Below are 4,117 nucleotides of genomic sequence, written 5' to 3'. Positions count from 1 at the left end.
CCGCCAGCGCCAGCCCCACATCGTCCGCGGCTACTTCGGCGGCCCCCACGTCCGCTACACCCTCGAAGAGAACCCTTTGAGTTTCTGATCAATAGTAGTAGGACTTCCCCCCAGTCGTCATGGAATTCAGCGTGCCCGCCAGCTTATCGAAATGAGCCGGGTGACGCCGAGAGGCCATGGGCACGCGATGCGATGCCCATGGCCCTGACTATGTCGACCTGGAGGGCCAGAATCAGCGCAGCCTGCGCCGTCAGGCACTACCCTTCCTCCTTCGAATTGCCGCGAAGGAAAGTAGGGAGAGCCCCAGCAATCCCATTCCCCCCAGGAACAGATACATCCCATCACCTGTAGCCACACCGGCCACCAGAGCTGCGATCGAAATCAACAGAGACACGACGAAAAAGACCTGCAGCTTGACCTTATCGCTCATCTTCAAACCCTCACACTCAGAATCAGCTTTCCCGTGCGAACTCTGTCGCGGCAGCGGATTACGCGCTGCCGCGACAGAGGATGGCACTCATCAGCATTTGAGCTAATCCGTACTTACCCGTAGCTGATGATGTCCATTCCGGCGTAACCCATTGCGCCACCTACTGCACAGCTGGTAAGTACTGCACCTACCGTTCCCACTGGGCCGAAGAAAACACTGGCAGTTGGAACGATTCCCGTTTCGTAAGCGGCACCAACGCCAGCAGCGCAGCCCGTAAGGGCTCCCATTATATTCTCGTTATCGCTTAGCCATCCTCCGAAATCTTGGAGCCACCCGAGACCCGAAGGGTCGGTGTTGTTCACGGCGTCGCCCGCGGCGTACAAATACGGGTTCTTTTCTTGCCCGGAGGGGTCGGGTTGGGTGAAGCGGCCGAGTTGGGGGTCGTAGTAGCGGTGGCCCATCTTGTACAGGCCGGTCGGGTCGAGGTAGGTGCCGCTGTAGCGGTACGGCTGGGGGACGGCTTGGGTGGTGGTGCCGCGGGGCAGGCCGGTGGGGCCGTAGGCGTAGGTGTGCGTGCGCTTGCCCGCGTCATCCACCAGACCGAGCACGTTGCCGGTGGCGTCGGTGAGGTAGTAGTAGGACTTCCCCCCAGTCGTCATGGAGTTCAGCGTGCCCGCCGGTTCCCGGATGAATCCCGTGTCGACGCCGTTCGTTGTGGTGGACGCCAGGCCGAGTGCGGTGTGGTGGAACCACGTGGACCCCAGCTTGGTCCGCTCAGCGTTGTCGGTGCCCGCGTGGACCAGGTCGTAGGTGGTTCCGCCCTGTGTGATGCGGGACAGCTGGCTGTGGTCTGTCCATGTCTCGTTGGTTCGCGCGGTCGTGGCGACGCGTCCGCCGGCTGTTTCGTTGCCGAGCTTGTCGTAGGACCACGGCGTGGCCGAGCCAGTCTGGGAGGTCAGCTGGCTGGCGTCGTTGTAGTTGAACACCGAGCTGCCCGGGCAGGTGGATGCGCTGCCGTCCTGGCTGGTGAGGTTGCCGGCCTTGTCCCAGCAGTACAGCCACGACGCAGTCCGCGCGCCGGCCGCATCGGTTTCCAGCGCGTAGGAGAGGCGTTCTTGGGAGTCGTAGGTGTAGGACGTTTTGCGGCTGGTGGTGTTGTCGGTGCGGGTGCGGATCTTGGTGGTGTCCTTGCCCGCGCTGGCGTAGCTGTAGGTGAGGTCGATGAGTGTTGTTGTGCCGGATGTGGTCTTGACGGCCGAGGGGCGGCCGTTCTTGTCGATGGTGAAGGACTGGGTGGTGCCGCCGGGGTAGACGGTCTTGGTGCGCTTGTCGTTGTTGTTGTAGTCGAAGTCGGTCTTCCTACCGGCCGGATCCACTAGGTAGTCCAGGCGGCCGGCGTCGTCCCAGGTGTAGTCCGTCTTCCCGGTCGGGTCGGTGTAGTAGTCGACCTCGCCGCCCGGCGTGTAGGCCAGCGCGGTCTGCGCGCCGTTTTGCAGGGTGCGGACTTTTTCGCGGTTGAGCTTGTCGTAGTCCCAGCTGGTGGTGCCGGAGGCGTCTGTCCGGGACTTGACGTTGCCGTCGCCGTCGTAGGAGTAGGTGACCGTCGCGTTCGTGGAGGACACCGTCGTCACGCGGTCGCGGTTGTCGTAGGTGTAGACGCTCTGGATGGCACGTCCGTCGGTGACCGTCTTCACCCTCCCGAGCGCGTCATAGGTGTAGGTGCTCTCCCCCAGCGGCGCCGGCGGTGTGACCTTCGACAGGTTGCCCTTGGTGTCGTAGGTGAAGGAGGTGACCTTGCCGTTGCCGTCCTTGGCGGTGCAGCGCTGGCCCTCGAAACCGCCGCAGCTGGGGGTGGTCTTGTTGTAGGTGTAGCTGCGGGTGGCGCCGGCGGTGCCGGACGTGGTCACCGACATCGTGTTGCCGTTGGTGTCGTACGTGTAGGAGTCCTTGCGGCCGTCGGCGGAGGTGAAGTCGTTGGGCAGGTCGGTGCCCGCAATGGTCTGGTACGCCGTCACCGACGCGGTCGCGCCCATCGGCAGTTTCTGAGAGACGGCGTTGTTGCGGGCGTCCCAGCCGTAAGTGGTGGTGTTGCCGCCCGTGCCGTCCGCTCCCGTACCCATCGCGTCGACCGCGGTCTGCAGGAGGCGGTTGGTGTACCGGGAATGGCGGGAGTGGCCCAGGGCGTCGGTGACCTTGGTGACCTCGCCGTCGGCGTTGTGCAGGTACTGGGTGGCATCCCCGTCGGGGTCGGTGACCGTCGTGGTCCCCGCGTCGGCCGGGGTGGCCGCCGTATAGGCGTAGCGCCAGGTGGGGCCCGTGTGAACGCCGCTCACGACGTCGGTGACGCGTTGCGTGGAGGTGACGCGGTTGTGGCTGTCGTAGGTGAACAGGGTGATGGTGCCCTCGGGGGTGGTCACCTTCGTCAGGCGCCGGGAGGAGTCGTAGCCGTAGCTGGTGGCCTTGCCGTTGGTGTCGGTGACCTTCGCCAGGTTGCCGGAGGCGTCCAGGTCGAAGACAGCCGTGCGGCCGGTGTGATCCTTGGCCTGCCACTGGTTGGGGTAGGTCTTGGTCAGATCGATCCACCGGCCGGAGCGGGTCTCGGTGAGCTTGAAGCCCTTGTGCTCGCCGGTCTCGTCGTGCTGGTCGACGGTGATCGTGCCGTTGTTCTTATCCGTGACCCTGGTCAGCGTGCCGAGGGCGTTGAAGGTGTCCTTCGAACCCGACTTGCGGTCGGTGAGGGTGTAGGTGCCGTCGGCGTTCTTCTTCAGGTCCTTGGAGTAGCCGGCCGGGGTGGTGTAGCCGCCGGTGCTCGTCGACTTGAACCGCACAGCGGCCCCGGTGGCGTCATAGACAGCCACCTCACCCTCGCCGACCTGGAGGTAGCGTTCGTAGCCCTGCCACCAGCGCTGCGACACCTTCCCCCACGGCGCTTCGAGGGAGTTGTACGTCCGCGTCAGCTGCAGCTTCTGGCCGACACCGGCGATGTCGAAGTCGGTCGCGGCGAGCAACAGGTTGCCGTTGGAGACGTTCACCCGCGCCACCAGCGCATCGCACAAGCGCGTGTCGAGGACGCGGTGCCAGGGCACATCTCCCTGCCCTTCGGGTACGAAGGCCAAGGCCTCAGCATCGCCATCGGCCGCCCCACCCTGTGCGGTGGTCTCACCGCTCGCGCGGGCCTCCTGCGCCGCCCGCCACGCGGCAACCTCCGCTGACGGCTTGCCCTCCGCTTCCGACGCCGGCGCCTTCACCGACCCGGCCGGCGTCGCGGGAGCCTCCACCTTCGTCGGCTTCGTCCACGGACTCTCCGGCGCCGGTAACTCCGCCTGCGGCGCCGCGGCTAACCCCGGTGCCACGCCAGCCACCAGAGCGGCAGTCGTGATCGCGGATATGAGAACGGTTCTGTGTGTTCGTCGGGCACGTCGCAGCGACGTGCTTCCAGTACGTGAATGCATCGGCTTCCCCCACAGGAAGTCAGACAGGACCAGTGCCCCGTACGGTCACCTCGGCAGCACAACCTGTCACGTGAACCGCATGGACCGACAGGCATGCCCTGCAACGTCCGTCCCATTGGCGGCGGAATGAGCCCTGCCTCTTAGAGGTCGTCTCAATTGGCGAGCCTGCGGAAGCAGATGAGGGTGCAGGCGATGGCTGTGAAGGCCAGGAAGTGTTCGGCCTTGCGTTCATAGC

General features: G+C 65.0%; 2 protein-coding genes. Both read right to left on the bottom strand.

The window, feature by feature from the left end; genetic code table 11:
• Positions 1-250: 250 nt before the first annotated feature.
• Positions 251-430 carry a hypothetical protein gene (locus tag ACWD1Z_RS36645; RefSeq protein ID WP_451125132.1) on the bottom strand — a complete coding sequence of 60 codons (180 nt, stop codon included), beginning with the start codon at positions 428-430 and terminating at the stop codon, positions 251-253.
• Positions 431-543: 113 nt separating this feature from the next.
• Positions 544-3,546: an RHS repeat-associated core domain-containing protein gene (locus ACWD1Z_RS36640; RefSeq protein ID WP_451125130.1), complete on the bottom strand. Its 3,003-nt coding sequence runs from the start codon at positions 3,544-3,546 to the stop codon at positions 544-546.
• Between the last annotated feature and the right edge of the window lie 571 nt (positions 3,547-4,117).

The sequence above is a fragment of the Streptomyces sp. NPDC002784 genome, from assembly GCF_053592135.1.
The sequence above is the reverse complement of the archived record's forward strand: the minus strand, read 5'-3'. Positions and strand labels throughout refer to the sequence as shown.

Coding starts and splice junctions, on each gene's coding strand:
- ACWD1Z_RS36645 (WP_451125132.1), bottom strand. CDS start 430: ATGAGCGATAAGGTCAAGCTGCAGGTCTTTTTCGTCGTGTCTCTGTTG.